Below are 21,056 nucleotides of genomic sequence, written 5' to 3' on the forward strand. Positions count from 1 at the left end.
ACAATTGCTTTCACGAGCTAGGATATCATAAATAGTTTTTGTTATTCAGATATTTTTGTAATAGAGATAGTCAATGAAGTTCAAAATAGTTTATCTTGTCTTATGAGTAAATAATTTAAGGGTTGGTAAAGGTTTTTGTATGAAGCACGATCAAAGTAATAGCTTACAACGTAATTTAAATAATCGGCATATTCAATTAATCGCAATTGGAGGATGTATTGGTACAGGATTGTTCTTAGGCTCTGGTAGTACTATTCAACTTGCGGGACCTTCTATTATATTGATTTATCTGTTGATCGGTATTGTTGTTTTTTTGGTCATGCGAGCGTTAGGGGAAATTTTACTTTCCAATTTAAATTATAAATCCTTTGTGGATTTCGTAAGTGATCTACTGGGACCTTTTGCAGGATTTTTACTGGGGTGGTCTTATTGGCTTTGCTGGGTCGCCATTGGTATTGCGGATTTGGTTGCGATTTCGGGATATACACATATGTTCTATCCCAATTTGCCCCCTTGGATACCGGCTTTGGTATGTATCGTTTTGTTTTATACTTTAAATAGTTTAACGGTTAAATTATTTGGTGAAATGGAATTTTGGTTTGCGATTATTAAAATTATTGCGATTTGTGTTTTAATTATTGTGGGCGGCGTTTTCATCGCTGTTTCTTTTAAAGTGCCTTCGGGTGAAGTCACTTCGTTAAGTAATGTGTTGAATGATGGTAATATTTTACCGAATGGATTTCGTGGATTTTTAGCTGGGTTCCAAAGTGCGACTTTTGCATTTATTGGCGTGGAATTAATTGGAACCGTAGCAGCAGAGTCAAAAGATCCCTATAAAAACCTTCCGAAAGCAATTAATAATATTCCGTTACGTATTATTATGTTTTACGTATTGTCCGTCATTGTGATTATGGCGGTTATTCCTTGGCATCGCATTGACCCCAGCCAAAGCCCTTTTATTGTTTTATTTAAATTTGCGGGATTATCCGCAGCCGCAGCAATTGTTTATGTTGTGGTCATGACTTCGGCAGCATCTTCGACCAATAGTGGGATTTTTTCAAGTAGCAGAATGTTGTACGGGCTGGCTTCATTAAATAAAGCACCAAGTTTTTTTATGAAACTTTCCAAATCTTCTGTTCCAGTAAATGGATTGGTTTTTTCATGTGCTTGTTTGTTATCTGCGGTTATTTTGCTGGCGTTAGGGAATAAAAACATTATTGATACTTTTATTTCTGTGACTTCAGTTGCCACTATTATTACGTTGTTTACGTGGTTTTTAATTGTTTTTTCTTATATTCGATATCGTTACAAATATCCAGAACGTCATAGAGAATCTTTATTTAAAATGCCTGGTGGTATTTTTTCATGTTGGCTTTGTATAATTTTTATCGTTTTAATAATATTAACGCTAACGTTACAATCAACGACAAGAGTAGGGCTATATTTAGGAATAGCATGGTTTGTTTTGCTTTGGGTAAGTTATTTGCTGATTCCACAAGAGGTCAAAAAACGTTGGAAACTATTGCTTGATATGACAATCAATAAAAAGTAAATAAAAATTCATAATAATTATTTATTAGAAATATATTTTTATAAATAAAATTTATTTTTTTATTAAGATATATTACATATAGTAATAAAATGTTAAAATAATATTATCCGGAATAAAATTTCATCAAGATTTTTTTACCTACAATCTTGATATTCCGGTTTTGGATACTCATGTTGAATATATAGAAATAATCTTGAAACAGTTTTGATAAAATGAATGGTTTAAATAAAATGAATAATGAAAAAACAACTTCTGAACAACAAATTGTTATCTTAAAAGAAACAATTACAACATTGGTACGTCAGGATACTCCTGATTTATCAGCACGCCAATTGGCTGTATTTTTGATTTGCTACTTAGATGATACGGTTCAAACTGTAAGAGGTTTGGCTGCTAATTTAAATGTTTCAAAACCAGCGATTACCCGTGCGTTGGATCGTTTAGAAGAATTAGAATTTGTAACTAGAAAAACGGATCCTATGGATCGTCGTTCTGTGCTAATTCAACATACCGATGCTGGTAACGAGTATTTGGCAAATATTAAAAATATTATCAACAATGCTGCAAAAAAATAATTTTTAAATAAAAGATTTTTTTCGATTGAATGATAGCTATAAGAGAATTTTAATATTAAAATTTTCGAATAAAGTTTAGGCTATATTACAAGAACAATATTATCTTGGTGAATATCAGGATAATATTGTTTCGTAAAATACTTGAATTATTTGTAGGTTTATTGTTAAATAAACCGAGTATAATAGATTGCTTATAACTTATTTTGAGAGCTTTAATTATGAAAAAATTTTCTTTATTATTGGCAGCAACTTTTATCTGTGCGCCTTTGGCATTAAGCCACCAATCTTTTGCAGCAGAAAATCATGCTGTTGACCACCCCGCAGCAACATCTGAAAAACCTTCAGGTAGCATTTATATGACTTTCCACTCAGCTGATGTGGGTGTTGGATATACTTGGGGCAGTGGTGTTTTAAAATATCATGGCAAAACCTATAAATTTAAAATTAAAGGCGGCGATATCGTTGCTCTTGGTTTTTCAAAATCCCAAGCAAAAGGTCATGTCTATAATCTAAAAAATCTTTATGATTTTGCAGGAAACTATGCATCTGCTAGTGGTGAAGCAACTGCTGGTGTTGGTGTTGGTGCTGCAAACATGAAAAACACAAAAAATGTTGTGATTGCATTTGATACGAATACAATGGGTGGGCGTGTAGCAGGTGCACCAGGTGGTTTTACGATTAAATTTGAAGATTCAAAATTACAAAAAACTGCTAAAGCCAGAAAAAAGGCGGCTAAGGCAGAAACCACAACAGAAGATCTAAATCAACAACAATTAAATAAAGTTAGCAAATAATTTTATTTTAAAATTGATTTGATTGAAAATGGTAGGAAATTAAATCCTACCATTTTTTTATGTTATGTTGATTTGTTTTATATAAAATAAATAAAGTCCAGATAATTTGTGGGATCATTAATAAACTATAAGCACAAATTATATTGAATGTGGTGGTTAATGGGAACAGTAAAACAAGTAATCCCCCCCAGATACAAAACGACCATTGGATCAATGTTACTAGACTAGCAGGAATTTGGCATCTATGTGCCATTTGATATAAATGGCTGCGATGTGCTTGTAAAAGAGATGCTTTTTCTTTGGCTCTACGGATCAGCGTAAAGGTTACGTCGTAGATTATTCCAAATAACAAGAAAAAGATTAATATCGTTTCAGAAGGAACCGTTGTAATACTGATATGATCCAGGCGGTTAAAGGGGGCTATGGCAAAACTAGCCAAAAGTAATCCGCAAGATTGGCTGCCGACATCGCCCATAAAAATCTCGGCTTTGGGATAATTAAATGGCAAAAATCCCATTAATCCACAAAAAAGGGCGAGGGCAATTAATCCAAACTCGATTTGTTGTGTCTGATAATAAAAGAACAAGCAACAAATAGCAGCAACACCAGCGGCCAGACCATTTAAACCATCCATAAAATTGAATGCATTCGTGATATAGACGACCCATAGAATAATAATGGGGACGAGTAAATAATGGGTTTGTTGAAGTAGTGAAAGTGATGGGATAAAAAGAGTAATAATTATTGCACAGAATATTTGTGCAGCAAGCTTAATGAGTGCAGACCATTGCTTAACATCATCTAACCATGAAATAATTGATAGAAATGCAACGGTTCCTAGTAAAGCAATAATCGAAATAAGATAAGGTTGGTGTAAAAGTGGGAAAATTATTATACTGCCTATCAAGAATGCACAGATAATACCCACACCACCTCCTTTTGGGGTAGGCATAGTATGAGAACTGCGTTCAACAGGATTATCCATTACACCGATATGTGCCATTGTCTTTACGATAAATGCAGACAAGAGCGTCGTACCAACAAGCCAGACTAAAAATAATGGATGAAAAGAAAAAGAGGTCATTGTTTTTTTTAATAAAGAAATGATAAAAGTTGATATTATATTATAGGCTATAAGGGTGGAATAAGGACATTGCAACAGTCTAATTTATCAGCAACAACAAAGCAAACAAAGAGATATAATCGTATTGTAATTAATATTGTTATGGATGCAATATTGGCTGCAATTGCGGCGCCTTTGGCACGTTGGTTGTCTGATCCCCAAGGGGGCTTATTACATCCATTATGGTTCTTAGCCAGCGGTGTCTTGACATTATTGGTCAGCGGCTTGCCTTTTCATATTCCACAACAATATTGGCGTTTTTCTGGAATTGCGGATTTATTAAATATTGCGGCGGCTTCGGTTGCAAGTTCTGTTTTATTTACATGCCTTTTGCTTGTAACAGGGTTTTCAACACCTTCGATCACGTTCCCTATCATTTATGCGCTTGTTTTATTGGTGTTAATGGGGGGCGGACGTGTTGGATATCGATTACTTACGTCTGAGAATATTAAATTAAATCGTCAGAAAAAACAAAAAATATTGTTATTGGGCAGTGACGAAGATATTGATCTTTTTATCCGAGCCACCAAAAGGGACGTTCAGAATTCCTTGTATGTTGTTGGTTTGATTTCTTTTCGTCAAAGTCGTAAAGGGCATCGGATTCACAATGCACCGATCTTGGGTAATTTTGAAGAATTGCCAGAAGTCTTATCCAACTTAAATCAACAAAAGAAACTTCCTTCTATCTTAGTGATTACGGGCGGAGAGTTAAGAGGACCTCAGTTACGAAAGCTGTTATCAATTGCCGAGACTTGGAAAATTCAAGTGCAACGAACACCGAGCCTTACGAATTTATCACCAGCCAGTAATGTTGAATTACAACCCATCGCGTTAGAGGAATTACTTAATAGACCGCAAGTCCCTTTGGATCAAGAGGGGATGGGGGTTATGATTCGTGATCGAGTGATCGTTGTGACAGGAGCAGGAGGAAGTATTGGTTCGGAATTGGTGCGACAGATTTCTCGTTTATCTCCAAAGTTATTGATTTTATTGGATCATAGCGAATATGCATTATGGAAAATCAATGTAGAGCTTGCAGAGTGGAAGTTACAAGGAGAACGTAAACTTGTCTTGGCCAATATTCGTGATCAAGCAAGAATCCAAGCTGTATTTCAACATTACAAGCCAGAACTGGTGTTTCATGCAGCAGCTCTAAAACATGTTCCGATGATTGAAAATAATCCAATCGAAGGGTTTTTAACCAATATTATTGGTACTCGTGTTATTGCAAATGCAGCAGCAGAAGCTGGTGTTAAAGCATTGATTATGATCTCTACGGACAAGGCGGTTAATCCATCCAGTTTGATGGGAACGTCTAAACGTATCGCAGAGATGTATTGTCAAGCATTAGATATGGCGATACATCACGAACCTGAACAAATACAAAGTCTGTTGAATGTTCCTGCTGGTCATATGATGCGATGTGTTACCGTGCGTTTTGGGAATGTTCTGGGATCAACGGGATCTGTTGTACCATTATTTAGGCGACAATTGCGCAGTGGTGGACCGTTGACGGTTACCGACCCAGAAATGAAACGTTATTTCATGACCGTCCCCGAAGCTGTTGGGTTGGTGTTACAAGCGAGTGTCAGAGCAACGGTACAAAAAGATGGTGATATTGCGACAGATGAAATGCTGCGCAATGGTGGTATTTTTGTGTTAGATATGGGCGAGCCTGTTAAAATTCTTGATTTGGCACGCCAGTTAATTCGTCTTGCTGGATTAAAGCCAGATGAAGATATTCAAATTGAATTTACAGGGTTAAGACCGGGTGAAAAATTGTTTGAAGAACTTTTTCATGGGCGTGAAGCACCTATGCCGACAGATCATGCGGGATTGATGATGGCAACCCCCAGAACTGTGAATTTACAACAAGTTAATGATCTTATTGATCAAATTGCCGAGGCATGCCATCGTGAAGATGTTGATAAAGCAATTTCTATTGTGCAACAGCTTGTGCCAGAATTCCAGCATAAATTAAATGTGAGTTAAAAAATTAATATAATTTTATAAAGGAAAAATTGATGTTATTCAGCCATGTGGTTGTGGGTAGTGATGATTTAGAAAAATCAAAAAAATTCAATGATGTTCTTTTTAAAATTATAGGTGCTGAGGGCGTTATTGATCCGAAAGGGCGTTTTAAATATGTTAAAGATAATCAATTTTTCTTAATTACCAAGCCAGCAGACGGTCATCCAGCAACGATCGGTAATGGCGGTACGATTGGTTTTGATCTTCATTCTGTTGAACAAGTCAATCAATGGCATCATGCAGGGATTGAGAATGGAGGGCAATCAATTGAAAATCCTCCAGGAATAAGGCATGTTGGAAGCAGAAAGTTATATTTGGCTTATCTTCGTGATCTTGATGGGAATAAATTATGTAGATTTTATGCTATGGATGAATCAAACTAATTTATAAATAAAGTGTTTATAATACTAAAATATATTTTGTCTAAATTTTATTTATATACACGCTTTGTGAAACCTAAATTATTATGATAGCCTTTAGATTAAAGATTTATTCCAATATAATCAAAAGGAGAAAATGATGCTTTTTAGTCATGTATTTGTTGGCAGTAATGATATAGAAAAATCAAAAAAATTCTACGATGCGCTTTTTAAAGTTGTGGGTGTAGAAGCTATCGGGGATACTACAGGTCGTTTAATGTATATTAAAGACAACCAACTTTTTGGGATTACTAAACCAATTGATGGTCAGACTGCAATTCCTGGAAACGGCATGACCATTGGCTTTAGCCTTGACTCTGAAGAGCAAGTCAATGAGTGGCATCAAGCAGGGATCAATCATGGTGGGAAATCTGTAGAAGATCCTCCAGGTATCAGAGAGGCTGGGGGTAAAAAAATGTATCTGGCGTATCTGCGTGATCCTGATGGTAATAAACTTTGTGGGTTTTATTCAATCCGTTAATGTTAAACAATCTTCTTTTTTAAAGAAGGTTGTAAGAAATGTTATAAAGATCAATTTATTTTAGAAAAAAGAGAATGATGGTGAGTAATACGATCTCGTTTCTTGATTTAAAAAAACAACAACTACGTTTGGGAAATGCGGTTAAAAATCGTGTGGCTCAAGTATTATCTCATTGTCAGTTTATTTTAGGACCAGAAGTTCAGGAATTAGAAGAACGACTAGCACTTTATGTTGGGGCTAAATTTTGTATTGGAGTTTCCTCGGGAACGGATGCGATACAAATTGCTTTGATGGCGGAAAATATTGGTGCGGGCGATGCTGTTTTCCTTCCTGCTTTTACTTATACGGCCACGGCCGAGGTTCCTTTGGTCTTGGGGGCAACGCCAGTATTTGTTGATATTGACCCAGAGACTTTTCAAATTGATCCAACTCATCTAAGGTTATGTATTAAAAAAATTCGTGACGAAGGTAAATTAACTCCAAGAGCTATTATTGGTGTGGATTTATTCGGACAGCCTGCGCCTTGGGATATTTTGCGACAAATCGCCCAACAAGAACAATTATTTTTGTTAGATGATTGCGCACAGTCTTTCGGAGGGATGTATCAAGGTCATAAACTTGGTACTGAGGCAGATGCAACCGTTACGTCTTTCTTTCCATCCAAACCTTTTGGTGGGTATGGAGATGGTGGCGCAATTTTTACCAATGATCCAGAAAAAGCCGAAATTTATCGTTCGTTGAGAAGTCACGGAGAGGGTAAAACACGTTATCAAGTATTAAGGACGGGAATGAATGGTCGTTTAGATACCATCCAAGCGGCTGTGTTATTGGCTAAACTCGATTTCTTTGATGCAGAACTTACCAGACGAGAAGAAATTGCTTGTTTATATGACCAACATTTGGCCTCTGTTGTTCAAGTGCCAGTCAGAGTGCCTCACAGTCAAAGCGCATGGGCAATTTATTCAATTTTATTGCCAGATGAACATGCTAGAACAGAGTTACAAAATAAATTAAAAGAACACAATATTGCCACAGCCATTTATTACCCTTTGCCTCTGCATCAACAACCTGCTTATTGTAATTCCCATGATGGCAGTGTATTACCTGTTTCAGAAAGAATATCTAAACAAATATTGGCATTACCTATTCATCCAGAATTAACCGATGAAGAGGTTTTACAAATCATTCATGCCATCAAAGGATAAAGGCTTTGTGCAATGCGTAAACAGAATATTATTTTAACCTCAGGTTTAATTTTTTGTGTTGTGGTCGTATTCGCTATATGGCTGATGGTGCGTAAAGAACTAACGCCCGTTACATTTTCACCCGTCGTTAATGCGGAGCTGATTGTTGGACCGTTACATAAAAAACGTGTTTTGACACCAGATGAGCTGAAAATCGTTCAAGATTGGATTAAAAAGAACGAAAAAGGGTGGGGGCCTTTGCATCGTAATCCACCTTCTACGGGGGATGTAGAAATTCACTTTAATCAGAATATTGATTTAAAAGATTACGCTGATAAACCAAAAGATCAACAACCTCGTCCTTTCACATTGGTATTATGGTTGGGGATCAGCCAAGCGGATTGGAATAGTAAAGTCTTTTATGAAGTATCAAATCCAGATGGCAGCAAAGTGTTCTTAAAGACTTGTGAGGATAAAGATTTTGCCCCTTTAAGAAAGTTAGTCGATCAATATGATTACCAAAGGACTTTATTTCCATAATATGGATTAAAAAAAGGGCTGTAAAAGCCCTTTTTTATTGTTGTTTTAATTATCTGATTCAGCTTCTTCTAATTCACTGTGGAGTTCAAGCCATAACTCTTCAGCATCAGCTTGTTTCTTTTGAAAATCAGAGAGCTTTATTTGAATAGCTTTCATTTCTTCGGCGGTGGCAGAGCTATAAAAATTAACATCAGAAAGTTTTTCTTCTAGTTTGAGAATTTCAGTCGCACATTTGCTCATGATCTTTTCAGCATCTTTGATTTTGCTGCGTAAAGGTTGAAGTAATTTACGCTTTTCAGCTCTGTCTTTGCGGGCTTCTTTTTGAGAGCCTGATCCTGAATTATTATCTGTTTTAGATTGTTGATTGGCTTCTTTACGTTGAGTATCTAGCCATTGGCGATATTCTTGGATATCCCCATCAAATGGAGCAACGGTTCCATTATTGACTAACCATAAACGATCAGCAACCAATTCAATCAATCGTGCATCATGAGAGATTAAAATTACCGCGCCATTAAAAGCAGACAGGGCATGAACGAGGGATTCTTTGGCATCTAAATCCAAATGGTTGGTCGGTTCATCTAATAATAAAATATTGGGATTATGGCGTGTGGCTAATGCCAATACTAATCTTGCTTTTTCACCACCAGACAAGGATTTGACCTTTGTATCAACACGATCGGCATCCAATCCAAATCGTGCCAACTGTCCCCGTAGCTCTGTTTGAGTGGCTTTGGGTAATGCCGTTTGTATATGCTCTAATGGCGTATGTTCTGGCACAAGATCTTCAAGTTGATGTTGTGCAAAGTAACCTACAGATAATTTGGAATTATTTTGAATAGTTCCTTCAAAAGGTTTCAACCTTCCTGCAATCAGTTTGATAAAGGTTGATTTACCATTTCCATTTGCACCGAGCAAAGCGATACGATCATCAGGATCGATACGCAAAGAAATATTGGATAGAATTGTTCTGTCTCCATATCCTGCTTTGACTTGTTGCAATGTAATTAATGGTGGGGGCAGTTCTATGGGTTGTGGGAATTCAAAATGAATAGGAGTTTCTTCAACAATTGCTTGTAAAGGAGGAAGCTTTTCAAGTGCTTTTAATCGTGCTTGTGCTTGGCGTGCTTTGGTTGCTTTGGCTCTGAAACGATCAACAAAAGATTGCATATGCGCGCGTTTAGCTGCAGTTTTTTCGACCTCTCTATTTTGCTGTAAAGCTTTTTCATTTTTAATACGGATGAATTCTTCATATCCACCAACAGTCAAAGAAAGTTTTCTTTGATGAAGATGGGCAATGGCATTAACAGATTGATCGAGCAAATTACGGTCATGACTGACGATTAATGCACTGCCTGAAAAATTTTCTAACCAAGATTCTAACCACAAGGTAGCTTCTAAATCTAAATGGTTGGTCGGTTCATCCAATAATAATAGGTCAGGATTTAAAAATAATGTGCTGGCCAAAGCCACACGCATCCGCCATCCACCAGAAAAGTCAGAAACAGGACGTTGTTGGTTTTCTTCATTAAATCCTAATCCTGCTAAAATAACAGCGGCACGGGCAGGGGCACTGTCGGCATTAATGGCAATTAGACGTTCGTGAATTTCTGCTAGTCGATAGCCATCTTGGATGGTTTCTGCTTCATGCAAGAGACTCGCACGTTCTTGATCTGCGGCTAACACGGTATCAATCAATGATGATGGACCTGAGGGGGCTTCTTGTTTGACGCGTGCCATTCTGATTCGGCTGGGGATTAAGATTTCACCATCGTCAATTGGCATGTCCCCTGCGATGGCTGCCAGTAAAGTTGATTTTCCTGTGCCATTGCGACCTACTAAGCCCACTTTTTGACCATTTTCAATGGTTAAAGAGGCATTTTCCAAAAGAGGACGACCGAAAATTCGAAGCGTTAAATTATTGATAACCAGAGTGCTCACAGCGTTGCCCGTGTAAAATAGTAAAAAAATGATCGACAAAATAATAAAATTTCTTTTATTTACCAATAACGCTCTTCATTTACAAAGAATGATTTGCTTTATATCGAAACAAGGAAAATATATCATGGCTATTCAAAGAACATTATCAATTTTAAAACCAGATGCAACCCGTCGTAACTTAACAGGCAAAATTAATGCGGTTATCGAAGGTACAGGTCTTAAAATCGTTGCTCAAAAACGCTTACAATTAACTCAAGCTCAAGCAGAAGCATTTTATGCGGTTCATAAAGAACGTCCATTCTTTGGTGAGCTCGTCTCTTTCATGATTAGTGGTCCAGTTGTTGTGCAAGTTTTGGAAGGCGAAGACGCAGTTCAAAAAAACCGTGATATCATGGGCGCAACCAACCCAAAAGATGCAGCACCACACACCGTACGTGCTCAATTTGCTGAATCAATTGAAGCAAACTCTGTTCATGGTTCTGATTCTGCTGAAAATGCAGTAAATGAAATTAAATTCTTTTTTGCTGAAATCGAAATTAACGCTTAATTATTTCGTTAAATAATTTTGATATTTTAAAGAGCTGTAAGGAAACTTGCAGCTCTTTTTGTATTGAAAATAAAACTTTTGATCGAATAGAGAAAAAATTATAAGTTGTTTTTTAGTAGGATTTATATCGTTTATATTATTTTTTTGTTTAATTAACTTTATAAAATAATGTATAATTATTCGTAATAATAAATCAACAAAGGGTTATAAATCTAATGGATGAACAACACTCAACACAATCCATCATTCAATATGCAGAAGATGGTCAAATTATTATTAATAATGGTAGTACATACGATGTTATGTATAATAAGACGGTTAGTAATGTTCAGATTAATAGTGGAGGGACGCTAAACGTTAACGCAGGCAGTGCTGTTCATATTTTAATTAATGGTGGTACACAAAGTGTTACTGGTGCAGGTGGGTATACGTCTGATGTAACGATTAATAATGGTGGGTCTCAATATATTGCAGGTACAATCGCAGAGAATGTCGTTATTAATAGTGGAGGAAAACAAGATGTTAATGTTTATGGTAACGCTACTAATGTAATTATTAATAATGGTGGTAAACAAACTGTTAGTGGAGTGGGAAAAAAGACTGCTAGTGTTGATTCTGTTACCATTAATAGTGGTGGTGAACAATATATTGGCCTTGCAGGATCTGCTAGCGATACGATAATTGATGGCGGAATACAATATGTTTACGATGGAGGATATGCTTATAATACGACGATTAATAGTGGTGGAATACAATATGTTTCAGCTGGAGCTATGGTTACAAATACAACTATTAATAGTGGTGGTAGGCTTGAACCGGGTAGTGCTAGCTGGGGCGGGAATAATGAAAAGGTAACCTTTACAAATATTACGGTAAATAGTGGTGGCACCTTAGTTACTGGGGGTGCTATCTTAGAGGGTGTTATTACTTTAAATGAGGGGGCAACAGTTGATCTTGGTTTCCAGACATCAAGTGATGCTACACTTAATTTGGTTGGTAAAGGTAGTCATACAATTATCGTAACGTATGACGGATTAAACAAAGTATACGACCTACCCATCGAGGGATTCCAAGGAGGAAATGGAGTAGATAGCGATCGTATTGTATTCGAAGGTCTGGAAAATTATCCAATTGCTAGTATGGATTATACTGATGGTAATGGAAAGGCTAGTGATGATTATGTTACTATTCATTTTGCTTCTAACGGTTATATGACTCTCCATATTGTTGGTATCAAACAAATGGGTTTTAGTATTAGCCAGGCAAGTGATGGTTCTTTTATTGGCACTGCGGGTGATCATTCTGGCGAGCCGCCGTGTTTCCTTGCTGGTTCAATGATTAAAATTCCTGGAGGAGAAATTGCCGTTGAGGCGCTGTCAATTGGTGATAAAATTTGCACCTTTGATTGGAAAAAAAATAAAAAAGCAATACGCTCTATTTGTTGGATAGGAAGCAACATTGTGGTTGTTCAACCTCATCTTTCTGATGATAAAGCTGGGTATCCTGTGCGTATTCATAAAGATGCCATTGCTGATGGGGTTCCTTACAAAGATTTATTGATTACGGCAGAACATTGTTTATTTTTTGATGGCAAGTTTATTCCAGTGCGTATGTTGGTCAATGGAACCAGTATTTGCTATGATTACTCAATAACACAATATACGTATTATCATATCGAAACCAAGAGACATTCCGTAATTTGGGCAGATGGTATGCTAACCGAAAGTTATTTGGATACAGTAAATCATAAAGGATTCAGGCAACATGGTCAGTTTGCTATATTAGACGTAAATTCAAAAGTGAAAGACTGGGAGCATGACTCTGCGGCACCTCTGATGGTTGATCGTGCTTATGTAGAACCTCTTTATCATCAAATTGCACAACGTGCTTTTGATATGGGGTTTGTAAAGGAAAAAGGATTATCATTAACAACAGATTCTGACTTTCACCTTGTTACCGATTGTGGGGAGAGTATTTATCCACAATTTGATGGAAAAGATAAATATATCTTTGTGTTAACAGAAAATATTTGCAAGGTTTATTTGAAATCAAGAACCAGTCGTCCTTGTGATACGATTGGACCTTTTGTCGATGATCGTCGTCAATTGGGATTATTGGTTGGGAATATCACCCTTTTATCTTTTGATAAAGAAAACAAAATTCAACCTTATGAAATTACAAGTCATTTAACTGAACAAAATCTTGCTGGATGGGGTGTGATAGAGCCAACTTCTTGCCGTTGGACACATGGCAATGCAGAGTTGGATATTTCACTTCGCAACAATCAAAAAAGAGCTTTGATTATACAGGTTATTTCTTCTAATGCTTATGTTATCTCAGACCAAAATGATATGTTGGATATTAAAAAAATAGCTTAATTATGTTATATTTGTAATGTTTATACTCCTAAACGAGATTGTTGTTTTAGGAGTATCTTAATATAAATTTTTTAAGATTATTGTGATTAGTATCTCAGTATTAAACCCATTTTAAATTGTTGGACATTATTGAATGGGTTTACTATCTTTTTTATACCTATATTTAGCTTTTTGTAAATCTTTTGGCACACTTGTTTCTGTTTTATATAAAGTTACAAGGTAATAATGTATTGAATAATTGTTTTGGTCAGAGATAAAATCTTTATCTATTTCTCGACCTTCAATAATATAAGATTCAAATAAAGAAATTGTTTATACCATAATCTTGTGCAGAGGCTTTTTGAAAATAATAGCGTGCTTTCTTATAATTTTTTGTTTCATTATAATTATTTGTCGTTTCTCCACATCTTACTCTATACGTTGAACTAAGCTAAATGTGTGTGGTTGGATTGTTTTGATTAGCAGCTTGTTGAAATAGTGCTTTGGCTTTTAGATAGTTTTTTTAGGTTTCATTAAACCATCCATGTATATGTTGCCTAATTCTAGCGGTGCCTGTGCACATCTTAGGCTTGCTTGTTGTTCTATTTTTTTTAGATGGTCTTATATCATGTTGTGTGATTTTGATATTTTCAGCAACAGCCATTACTGTGAATGAAGCTAGACTGGTGTTAATAATAAATGCGAGGTGTTCAAATAATGATCTTTTTCATAACATTATTACATTCAGTAATATTTATAGAAAAAGCCCAAGAAAACTAATTTCTTGGGCTTATTTTACTAACCATTAATTAATGCATCAATATTCACATCAGGTTCTTCTTTTCGTAAAAAGTTTTTCAGAACTTGAGGATAAAGAAGATGTTCTTGCTTTAATAGACGTTTTGCAAGACTGTGTTCTGTATCATTAGGTAAAATTGGAACAACAGCTTGTCCCAAAATGGGACCTTGATCCATGTCTTCAGTTACAATATGAACGGTACATCCATGGACTTTCATGCCTGCTTTGATGGCTTTGGCATGGGTATCTAGACCAGGAAATAACGGTAAAATGCTGGGATGAATATTCAGAATTTTGCCCTCCCAATTATTAATTAGGAACGGTGTTAAAATCCGCATATATCCCGCCAAGCAAATCGTTGAGATATTATGGGCTTGTAAGGCAGCATCAATCTGGCGTTCATGCGCTTGACGATCTTTGCCGAATTGGTGGTGATCGATCACTAGGGTTCGGATGCCAGCATTCCGAGCCTTATCCAAACCAGCAGCATCATGATTATTACTGATAACAAGTTCAACAGAGGCAGGAAAAGAAGGTTTTGCGCATGCGGCAATAAGCGCATCCATATTGCTGCCACGACTACTGATAAGAATGGCGATACGCTCTTTAAAGGACATATGGTTTTCCTATTTGTATTAATCTGCGTTTGAATTAAAAGTAAAATCAGGAAGGTCACTAAATGCTACCGTAGGTTCACTCTCAGGGTTTTCGCTGGCGGCGATATGACCAATAACATAGGCCTCGGTATCTGTATTGCTTAATAATTCATTCACCGCAGCAACATCTGAAACAATTAAAATCATTCCTATACCACAATTAAATACTTTTAACATTTCTTCGGTGGTGACATTGCCTGCTTGTGCTAACCAAGAAAATACTGGTGGCATTGGCCAGCTGTCCCCGTCGATAATTGCAACGCTGCCTTTTGGCATGACACGAGGAAGGTTCCCTATGATTCCACCGCCTGTGATATGTGCCGCGCCATGCAATAGCCCTGCGTTGTGAAGGGCGATAATAGGTTCGACATAAAGTTTGGTCGGAGCCAACAAGGCTTCACCCAAAAGTTGTTCTGTGTCAAAAGGTGCAACATCTTCCCACGCTAGATTTTGAGATTTCACAATTGCACGCACTAAAGAGAACCCATTTGAATGAGGACCATTAGACGTTAACCCAATGATTTTAGCACCAGGAGCAATATTTTGAGGTAATAATGCATTTCTTTCAACAGCACCAACCGCAAAACCAGCTAAGTCATAGTGCCCCCGTTGATACATGCCAGGCATTTCAGCAGTTTCACCGCCAATTAATGCACAACCACATGCTTCACAAGCTTGACTGATGCCCGTAATAACGCGTTGTGCTTGTTCCAGCTCTAATTTGCCAGTTGCAAAATAGTCTAAGAAAAATAAAGGTTTGGCACCTTGAACGATTAAATCATTAACGCACATACCGACAAGGTCAAAACCAAGATTGTCACATAATCCCGTTTCAATGGCGAGAAGGAGTTTTGTACCCACGCCATCTGTTCCAGAAACGAGGATGGGATCTTTGAAGCCAGCTGCTTTGACATCAAATAAAGCACCGAACCCTCCTAGATTTCCCATAACACCAGCTTGTTTTGTTTTTGAAACTGCTGGTTTGATTGCTTCGATTAAAGCATCCCCAGCAGCAATATCAACGCCAGATTGGGCATAAGTTGCACCGTTTCCGGTAGAGGGATGTTTGATTTCTGAAGAATCTGAAGTCATTATAAGGCAGCCTTTTATCTTTAATGCTTGATAGGTTGATGTTGAATTTGATTATGAATGAATTTTACTTCATATTAAACCTATATTTACGGCAGATATGATTTTTGGCAAAGTTAAGAATGCAGAAAAAAAGTCAACCACAATATTTGATGAATGCCCCAAGGCAGTTAGCATTACCTTTTCCCTACAATCCTCGGTTTATTCATTCCGAATTTATCAGGGCATCTTCTAATGCTGGGGCAAGGGCTTGGTTGGGAATTCATCATAATAAGCGTTCGATACCAAGCTGGCCTGATCGACGTTTAGTATTGTGGGGCGATTCTGGTACGGGAAAAACCCATTTGCTTCAAATCTGGGCGGATAAAGAAGAGGCTTTATTTCTGCCAGGATCCATTTTATGTCAAAATTCGTCTGTTTATTGGTTGGAGAAAGTTAAAGAGGAGTGGATCAAAGCGCTTGTCATTGATGATGCTGACCTTATCACGAATCCTCATGCATTATTACATTTGCTGAATTTGACTAAAGAACTGGGTCTGGCTGTCGTGTTAAGTGGGCGCTTGCCGCCGTCACGATGGGATATTCAACTGCCTGATCTGGCCAGTCGATTACGAGCCATCACAACGGTTCAAATTGAACAGCCAGAAGATGCCTTGTTGCGTATTTTATTGTTGCGTTTATTGGCAGAACGACAATTAATTGTATCTTCTTCGATGATTGATTGGTTGTTGGTTCGTTTACCTCGCACAGCAAGTGCGATTCGTGAAGCTGTATATCGTTTGGATAAGGCAACCCTTGCAGATGGTGGTGGCGTAACAAGAAATTTAGCAATCTATGTTTTAGAAGATTTACTTTCTTGTGATTTTATAGAATCATTAGAGGAGACCGAGGAGCCATTATTCTTTTCTGATTTTTAACTTAAAGTTGTAATTCGATGATGCCTAAACCAAAAAATACTGTAAGCAAGCCCGCAACGACACGTACTCGCAGAGTTCCTGTTGCACCTAAAAAACCAGAGACTATTATTGTTCCGATAAAAAAAAGTCCTGAACGATTTATTAATCGTGAATTATCTTGGTTGGATTTTAATCAAAGGGTCGTTGAAGAGGCACAAAATGTCAGAAATCCTTTGTTGGAAAGGTTGAGATATCTATCAATTAGTGCCAGTAATCTGGATGAATTTTATTCCGTTCGTGTTGCAGGGTTGGCTGGACAAGTTCGTGAAAAATTAATTACTTCTTCGCCAGATGGATTAACGCCCTCGCAACAGCTTGCAGCCATCAGAGAGCGTGTCAAAGGATTATTTGCAAATCAGCAACAAACTTATCTCGCCCTAAAACGGTTATTGGCAGAAACTGGGATTGTTGTTTGTCCGGTTCAAGATTTAACTCATGATGATTTAGCATGGTTAAAAACATATTTTCTTGAACGTATTTTTCCAATATTAACCCCAATCGCCTTGGATCAAGCGCATCCTGTGCCTTTTATTCCCAATCTTAATATGGCGATTGCGTTAAGGTTGGTTGGGCAGCGCAATGATCGTAATCGTAAATATGTATTGATTTTGTTGCCCTCACAACTTCTCAGATTTGTGGCGTTACCGATTGCACCTAAACATTCAACAACACAGCGTTTTGTTCTGCTAGAAGATATTATTACGTTATTTATCTCCATCATCTTTCCTGGCTATAAAATCAGTAATTATGGTCTGTTACGTGTTATTCGCGATACAGATGTAGAATTCGAGGAAGAAGCCGAAGATTTGGTTCGTTCTTATGAAACGGCTTTGAAACGTAGGCGTAGAGGGGTTGTGATTCATCTGGATATTGATAATCAATTACCCACTAAATTAGCAGATATGGTCGCCCATGCTTTGGAAGTCCCACCAGAAGAAATTACCATTCATCAAGGTTTGTTGGGAATGGTGGATGTCAAACAGTTAATTGTTGAAAATCGTCCTGATTTATTATTCCCCTATTATAAATCTTTGGTTCCCGCACGTATTCGAGAGGCTGGCGGGGATTGTTTTACAGCATTACGTTCCAAAGATTTATTGGTATATCATCCTTTTGAGAGTTTCGATGTTGTTGTTCAATTTTTACGTCAAGCAGCGCAAGATCCTCAAGTTTTGGCAATTAAACAAACCCTTTATCGAACATCCAGTAACAGCCCAATAGTAAGGGCTTTGATCGAAGCTGCTGAAAGTGGAAAGTCAGTAACCGCAATTGTTGAGTTGCGTGCGCGTTTTGATGAAGAGGCTAATATTCGTTTATCCCGTGATTTAGAAGCGGCTGGCGTGCAAGTGGTTTTTGGTTTTGCCGATTGGAAAACACATGCTAAATTAAGCCTTGTCGTACGTAGAGAAGGGAATGTAACGCGTACTTATGCGCATTTTGGTACGGGAAATTACCATCCAATTACAGCAAAAATATATACTGATTTATCTTATTTTACTTGTAATCCCAAACTAACTCGGGATGCGGTGAAATTGTTCAATTATGTGACTGGATATGCACGTCCGTCTCAGATGGAGGCGATCGCATTTTCTCCATTAACTATTCGTAAAACGTTAAATGAGCTGATTGATCAAGAAATTGAATTTGTCAAAGCAGGTAAACCAGGATCTATATGGCTGAAAATTAACTCTTTAGTTGATCCAAGGCTGATTGATCGCCTTTATGAAGCCTCTTGCGCAGGGGTTAAGATTAATATTATCGTTCGTGGTATTTGTTGCCTAAGACCTCAAGTGGCTGGATTATCTGAAAATATAACGGTTAAATCAATTGTTGGTCGTTTCTTGGAACATGCCAGAGTGTTCGTTTTTGGGAATGGTCACGAATTGCCATCTAAACATGCCAAAGTCTATATGGCTTCGGCAGATTGGATGGAACGTAATATGGATCGTCGTATTGAAGAAATGATTCCAATTATTCCCGAAGAAATTCATGATAAAGTACTTAATCAGCTGATGGTTGCTAATTTAAAAGATAATTTACAATCATGGCAGCTAAACCAGGATAAAAAATGGTGCAGAGTAGAAGCAACGGACAAGCCATTTTCTGCACATGAATATTTTATGGATAATCCATCTTTGACTGTTAAAAAACTTTAATGCTTAATTTAAACAAAAATCTTAATAATATAAGGATTATATATATATGAGTTCTCATTCCTTGATACGTTCAGCCATTGTTGATTTAGGTTCCAATTCTGTTCGCTTGGTCGTTTTTGAGGGAAGGGAACGCAACCCAGTGATAATCTTTAACGAAAAAGCAACGTTACGATTGGGAAGTGGTTTAGATACAACCAAAAGATTAAACCCCAAAGGGGTTGCTTTGGCAGAAGGCGTGTTTAAACGTTTTTATGCCGTTGCAACAACAATGGGTGCAGATCCATTTATGGTCTTAGCCACCGCAGCCGTCAGGGATGCGACTGATGGTCAAGAATTTATCAATAAATTACAATCATGGATGCCTAATGTTCCCATTCATATTCTGACAGGTGAACAAGAGGCCGATTATGCTGCTGCAGGTGTGTTATGCAGTATATCGAATGCTGATGGTGTTGTTGCAGATATTGGCGGTGGGTCAATGGAGTTGGTACAACTTTGTGGACAGCAACGTTTTAATGCACAGACACTGCCGTTGGGTGTAATTCGCCTGATGGATCGTTCTGAAAAAAAGATTTCAAAAGCTAAATCTATCGTTACCAAAGATTTAAAAACAGTTGAATGGATTGAAGAGGTTAAAAAGAAAAATCTATATCTAGTCGGTGGTGCCTTTCGGGCGATGGCACAACTATATATGGAATATACGTCTTATCCTTTGTCGATTGTTCATTATTATACCTTGCCTTATGATGAAGCCAAACGCATGGTGGAGTGGACGATTGAAAAATCAAAAGGTGGCATAAATGATATTCCTATATTTATTCATAAACGCCTTAATGATTTGCCTTATGCTGCAACTGTGCTTGGACAATTATTAGCCAGAATGCGCCCAGAAAAAATCATTTTTTGCGCTGAAGGTGTGCGTGAAGGGTGGTATATGCGCAATGTTGTCTCGGAAGCAGCTTGCAATCAAGATCCTCAGGAAGCAGCAGCGTTGGATATCAGCGAACGTTTGGGAAGAGTAAAAGAATTTCCTTTGGCACTTATGCAGTGGACAAGTGATCTTTTCAAAAACGAAACCGTAGAGATGAAACGATTACGCTGGAATGCCTGTTTGATTTCAGATTCAGGATGTCACGACCATCCTGCCTATCGTAAAGAGCAATCTTATTTGCGGATTTTATGTATGGCAGGAATGGCTTTTGACCACCCAACACGTGCTTTTTTAGCATTAACCACCGCAATGCGATATGAGGCAGGAGTTGATGAGGGTTTCTTATCTTCAGCTAAGAAAATTTTGACACATAAACAATTTGAACAAGCCATTGTCCTTGGAATGGCTTTTCGTGTTGCTTATACTTTATCAGGGAACTTGCCCAGCCTGTTGTTAAGAACCCGTTTAAAGGTAGGGAAAAAGAAACTGTCTTTATATTTCTCTCAACATTTGGATGCGGTAATTAGCGATGCGGTAACCCGACGTCTGAGCCGTTTAGGACAATTAATGGGGCTGGAAACACAATTATTATCTGATGAAGAAGAGTTAAAAAACAAAATTTCATAATCTATTTGTCACATAATATCATGCTTTACGTGCAGAGTGGCTTAATGTGATCCATTTGGTATAAAATTGCGGATAGAATCCCAAACACAAAGCCATTATCAGCGCATTAATAGAGGTTAGATTAATCCAGATCAACCATCCTGGATTATTCCAATAACGTAAGCACAATCCTAAGCTTAAAATATTGAGTGCCGAAAAAAAGCTCATATAATATATTGTTTCCATGCTAGAGCTAGGGTTGAGTTTATAGCGGCTTCTGATCGTGTTCAGTGCGCAGATAAGGCAAAATATGCTAATA

Annotated in this window: 18 protein-coding genes; 13 read left to right on the forward strand and 5 right to left on the reverse strand. The window is 37.3% G+C overall.

Annotated features, from left to right (window positions below):
• The first annotated feature begins 139 nt into the window (after positions 1-139).
• From QJV33_RS09725 to QJV33_RS09735, 3 genes are all read left to right on the forward strand, one after another.
• A complete protein-coding gene (locus QJV33_RS09725) occupies positions 140-1,552 on the forward strand; it encodes an amino acid permease (protein WP_281463142.1) in 1,413 nt (470 codons plus the stop codon).
• A 230-nt stretch (positions 1,553-1,782) separates the two neighbouring features.
• On the forward strand, positions 1,783-2,127 hold the full coding sequence (locus QJV33_RS09730) for a MarR family winged helix-turn-helix transcriptional regulator (RefSeq protein ID WP_408869657.1): 345 nt from the start codon (positions 1,783-1,785) through the stop codon (positions 2,125-2,127).
• Between the two features lie 218 nt (positions 2,128-2,345).
• Complete coding sequence (locus QJV33_RS09735; RefSeq protein WP_281463144.1) at positions 2,346-2,921, forward strand: hypothetical protein; 576 nt, start codon at positions 2,346-2,348, stop codon at positions 2,919-2,921.
• A gap of 46 nt (positions 2,922-2,967) precedes the next feature.
• Here the strand turns inward: QJV33_RS09735 and QJV33_RS09740 are convergent, their stop codons facing one another.
• Positions 2,968-4,005, reverse strand: coding sequence for a glycosyltransferase family 4 protein (locus QJV33_RS09740; protein ID WP_281463145.1), 1,038 nt, complete (start codon positions 4,003-4,005; stop codon positions 2,968-2,970).
• A gap of 141 nt (positions 4,006-4,146) precedes the next feature.
• Between QJV33_RS09740 and QJV33_RS09745 the strand changes: the two genes are divergently transcribed.
• The 5 genes from QJV33_RS09745 (at position 4,147) to QJV33_RS09765 (ending at position 8,699) form a co-directional block, all read left to right on the forward strand.
• Positions 4,147-6,036, forward strand: a complete 1,890-nt coding sequence (locus tag QJV33_RS09745) for a polysaccharide biosynthesis protein (RefSeq protein WP_281463414.1) — start codon at positions 4,147-4,149, stop codon at positions 6,034-6,036.
• 32 nt (positions 6,037-6,068) lie between these two features.
• Positions 6,069-6,458 carry a VOC family protein gene (locus QJV33_RS09750; RefSeq protein ID WP_281463146.1) on the forward strand — a complete coding sequence of 130 codons (390 nt, stop codon included), beginning with the start codon at positions 6,069-6,071 and terminating at the stop codon, positions 6,456-6,458.
• Between the two features lie 133 nt (positions 6,459-6,591).
• Complete coding sequence (locus QJV33_RS09755; protein WP_456305226.1) at positions 6,592-6,975, forward strand: VOC family protein; 384 nt, start codon at positions 6,592-6,594, stop codon at positions 6,973-6,975.
• A gap of 77 nt (positions 6,976-7,052) precedes the next feature.
• A complete protein-coding gene (locus QJV33_RS09760; RefSeq protein WP_281463416.1) occupies positions 7,053-8,180 on the forward strand; it encodes a DegT/DnrJ/EryC1/StrS family aminotransferase in 1,128 nt (375 codons plus the stop codon).
• A gap of 12 nt (positions 8,181-8,192) precedes the next feature.
• On the forward strand, positions 8,193-8,699 hold the full coding sequence (locus tag QJV33_RS09765) for a hypothetical protein (protein WP_281463147.1): 507 nt from the start codon (positions 8,193-8,195) through the stop codon (positions 8,697-8,699).
• Between the two features lie 45 nt (positions 8,700-8,744).
• On the opposite strand, the gene QJV33_RS09770 is transcribed toward QJV33_RS09765, so the two are convergent.
• Positions 8,745-10,640: an ATP-binding cassette domain-containing protein gene (locus tag QJV33_RS09770; protein ID WP_281463148.1), complete on the reverse strand. Its 1,896-nt coding sequence runs from the start codon at positions 10,638-10,640 to the stop codon at positions 8,745-8,747.
• A gap of 124 nt (positions 10,641-10,764) precedes the next feature.
• On the opposite strand from QJV33_RS09770, the gene ndk reads away from it, so the two are divergent.
• Together ndk and QJV33_RS09780 are read left to right on the forward strand one after the other, a co-directional pair.
• Complete coding sequence (gene ndk, locus QJV33_RS09775; protein ID WP_281463149.1) at positions 10,765-11,187, forward strand: nucleoside-diphosphate kinase; 423 nt, start codon at positions 10,765-10,767, stop codon at positions 11,185-11,187.
• A gap of 215 nt (positions 11,188-11,402) precedes the next feature.
• Positions 11,403-13,565 carry a Hint domain-containing protein gene (locus QJV33_RS09780; protein WP_281463150.1) on the forward strand — a complete coding sequence of 721 codons (2,163 nt, stop codon included), beginning with the start codon at positions 11,403-11,405 and terminating at the stop codon, positions 13,563-13,565.
• 777 nt (positions 13,566-14,342) lie between these two features.
• Here QJV33_RS09780 and purN read toward each other — a convergent pair.
• Both purN and purM read right to left on the reverse strand, forming a co-directional pair.
• Positions 14,343-14,960, reverse strand: a complete 618-nt coding sequence (gene purN / locus QJV33_RS09785) for a phosphoribosylglycinamide formyltransferase (RefSeq protein WP_281463151.1) — start codon at positions 14,958-14,960, stop codon at positions 14,343-14,345.
• Positions 14,961-14,978: 18 nt separating this feature from the next.
• Entirely contained in the window at positions 14,979-16,091 is a 1,113-nt protein-coding gene (purM, locus tag QJV33_RS09790; protein ID WP_281463152.1) for a phosphoribosylformylglycinamidine cyclo-ligase, read from the reverse strand.
• Positions 16,092-16,210: 119 nt separating this feature from the next.
• On the opposite strand from purM, the gene QJV33_RS09795 reads away from it, so the two are divergent.
• From QJV33_RS09795 to QJV33_RS09805, 3 genes are read left to right on the forward strand one after another with little or no spacing between them, the layout of a single operon-like run.
• Positions 16,211-17,005 (forward strand): P-loop NTPase family protein, encoded by a 795-nt coding sequence (locus QJV33_RS09795; protein WP_281463153.1) that lies wholly within the window; start codon positions 16,211-16,213, stop codon positions 17,003-17,005.
• A gap of 17 nt (positions 17,006-17,022) precedes the next feature.
• Positions 17,023-19,200, forward strand: coding sequence for an RNA degradosome polyphosphate kinase (locus tag QJV33_RS09800; RefSeq protein WP_281463154.1), 2,178 nt, complete (start codon positions 17,023-17,025; stop codon positions 19,198-19,200).
• A 46-nt stretch (positions 19,201-19,246) separates the two neighbouring features.
• Complete coding sequence (locus tag QJV33_RS09805; protein ID WP_281463155.1) at positions 19,247-20,758, forward strand: Ppx/GppA phosphatase family protein; 1,512 nt, start codon at positions 19,247-19,249, stop codon at positions 20,756-20,758.
• A gap of 18 nt (positions 20,759-20,776) precedes the next feature.
• Here the strand turns inward: QJV33_RS09805 and QJV33_RS09810 are convergent, their stop codons facing one another.
• Positions 20,777-20,965, reverse strand: coding sequence for a hypothetical protein (locus QJV33_RS09810; RefSeq protein ID WP_281463156.1), 189 nt, complete (start codon positions 20,963-20,965; stop codon positions 20,777-20,779).
• Positions 20,966-21,056 lie beyond the last annotated feature (91 nt).

Origin of the sequence: Commensalibacter nepenthis, assembly GCF_029953305.1 — a bacterium.
In the GTDB taxonomy this organism is placed as follows: Bacteria; Pseudomonadota; Alphaproteobacteria; order Acetobacterales; family Acetobacteraceae; genus Commensalibacter; species Commensalibacter nepenthis.